The 1,947-nt window shown below is 44.2% G+C and carries 3 protein-coding genes; 2 read left to right on the forward strand and 1 reads right to left on the reverse strand.

Annotated features, from left to right (window positions below):
• Nucleotides 1-105 precede the first annotated feature (105 nt).
• Nucleotides 106-333: a hypothetical protein gene (locus ACN4EG_RS27675; RefSeq protein ID WP_431633510.1), complete on the reverse strand. Its 228-nt coding sequence runs from the start codon at nucleotides 331-333 to the stop codon at nucleotides 106-108.
• A gap of 456 nt (nucleotides 334-789) precedes the next feature.
• Here ACN4EG_RS27675 and ACN4EG_RS27680 point away from each other — a divergent pair, with 456 nt between their 5' ends.
• Together ACN4EG_RS27680 and ACN4EG_RS27685 are read left to right on the forward strand one after the other, a co-directional pair.
• A complete protein-coding gene (locus ACN4EG_RS27680; RefSeq protein ID WP_431633511.1) occupies nucleotides 790-1,086 on the forward strand; it encodes a DUF6335 family protein in 297 nt (98 codons plus the stop codon).
• A gap of 129 nt (nucleotides 1,087-1,215) precedes the next feature.
• Nucleotides 1,216-1,887 (forward strand): mechanosensitive ion channel family protein, encoded by a 672-nt coding sequence (locus ACN4EG_RS27685; RefSeq protein WP_431633512.1) that lies wholly within the window; start codon nucleotides 1,216-1,218, stop codon nucleotides 1,885-1,887.
• Nucleotides 1,888-1,947 lie beyond the last annotated feature (60 nt).

Genomic DNA, 1,947 nt, shown 5'->3' on the forward strand with positions numbered 1-1,947 from the left:
CAATGGCTTTCGCTATCACGATAACTGGTTACGCAACTTCCTGATTGCTTCTTCCTGCAATGGCCGTGGAACGGCGAAACCTAACAAACACAAACTTGATTAGAACTAGGAAATTCCTGGAATCGTTTGTGACGTAGTCTTTTCTTTGGTCAAGTCATTTAGATCATTGAACGTAATTCCGGCTGAATCACACGCCTCTTTTAAGGCAGTCGTAAATGCTGCAATCTGATCGCCATAACCGCATTGCATCGCTGCGGTTTCAATCCCAGATTTCGCATTGCTTCTAGCACAATCAATCAATGTAACTCCTGTTAAAGGATGTTGAGCAGCCATAAAAATTACCTACTACTTACTACATCTGCTACACCGAATCAACTTGTGATGGCAACACATAACCTTACCTGCTGAAACCTCCTTAATTAAGGGGACTTTGAAAGCATCTGACTAAATCCACCCTCTATTAAGGAGCTATGGGAAATCGGATCTGATGCATTGATCAATCAATACTGATCAATCAATCTGGTATGACGATATTTATTGCTTACACTTAAAAATCGGGTTTAATCCTCAGTCAGAGCACGACTTAACGTTTTCAAATGTGTTGTTCGCTGAGTATTTTTACATTACACGGATTTGCTAGCGGCGCGGTGCTTAGTCTTCATTTTCATACTTTAGAAGGACTTATTGCAAATCTAACTAAGCTAAATTTCTGTAATTTTGGACATCCGGAATTTGCTTTATCAGGATTATTCTGGAGACAACTTTCAATCTTGCATGAGGAAACTGATAATGTCTGATCAATCTAGCTTTGCCCCACAGCTACCTCACGAGCCTAGTTCCCTGACGGGGGGCGATTTGGACGCAGATACTTACAGGGCCTCCGTCAGTGGAGAAGAAGCGGTCGGAGGGAGTGCTTCGGTTCCCGGACAAAATGACACAGAAAAACTTGCACAGGCAGTGGGGATTCAACTAGCAGATGAGACGCCGCTTCACTTAAAAGCCATGATGGAACAGCGCGATCGCGATCGCTGGGAACTCCAACCCGAATCGGCCTCGACTGAGCCCACAGCAGACCCGACTGAATGAGATGATCTGAATCAGAGTTTTGGAATCGAGTAAGATCACGTAATTCATCGCTTCTAATGAAATAGATGTTCATTCAATCAAACTATGGAAAATATTGCTTTAGACGCAGGATGGGATAGGGTAGCTGACATGGCGACTTACAGTATTCGCCTGTTACCTAACCTCATCCTGGGGACTATTGTTTTTACAATTTTTTGGGTGGTTGCCCGCATTGTACGCACTATTGTCCGTCGGATTGCCCGAACACAACGAAAATCTAATAATGTTGCCTTAGTCATTGGTCGATTAGCTCAAGGGGGAATCCTGATTCTAGGATTGCTTGTAGCAGTGACTATTATTTTCCCCTCCTTTAAGCCTGCCGACATGATCAGTACTTTAGGAATTGGTGGGGTCGCGATCGGGTTTGCCTTCCGTGATGTTCTCCAAAATTTTCTAGCAGGTATTTTAATCCTATTAACAGAACCGTTTCAAATTGGGGATCAAATCGTATTTAAAACATTTGAAGGAAACGTGGAGGACATTCACACAAGAGCGACGATGATACGAACCTACGATGGCCGCCGAGTTGTAATTCCCAATGCAGAACTTTTTACCAATTCAGTGACGGTGAATACTGCCTATGGGCTAAGACGCTTACAGTACGACGTGGGCATTGGCTATGGTGATGATATTGCCACAGCTAAACAGTTGATTTTAGATGTGTTGCATCATAGCGAGGGCGTGCTACACGATCCCAGCCCAGAGGTTTTAGTAGACCTCCTGCATGAATCAAGTGGCTTGTGCCAGTTCAAAATTGAGTAGACCCGCAATCAAATTGAGCCGGAGTCCAAACCGCTTCCTGCGATTGCGATAGCGCCCCGA

Origin of the sequence: Alkalinema pantanalense CENA528 (assembly GCF_050753345.1) — a bacterium.
Taxonomy (GTDB): Bacteria; Cyanobacteriota; Cyanobacteriia; order Leptolyngbyales; family Leptolyngbyaceae; genus Alkalinema; species Alkalinema pantanalense.

Coding starts and splice junctions, on each gene's coding strand:
- ACN4EG_RS27675 (WP_431633510.1), bottom strand. CDS start 333: ATGGCTGCTCAACATCCTTTAACAGGAGTTACATTGATTGATTGTGCT.
- ACN4EG_RS27680 (WP_431633511.1), top strand. CDS start 790: ATGTCTGATCAATCTAGCTTTGCCCCACAGCTACCTCACGAGCCTAGT.
- ACN4EG_RS27685 (WP_431633512.1), top strand. CDS start 1,216: ATGGCGACTTACAGTATTCGCCTGTTACCTAACCTCATCCTGGGGACT.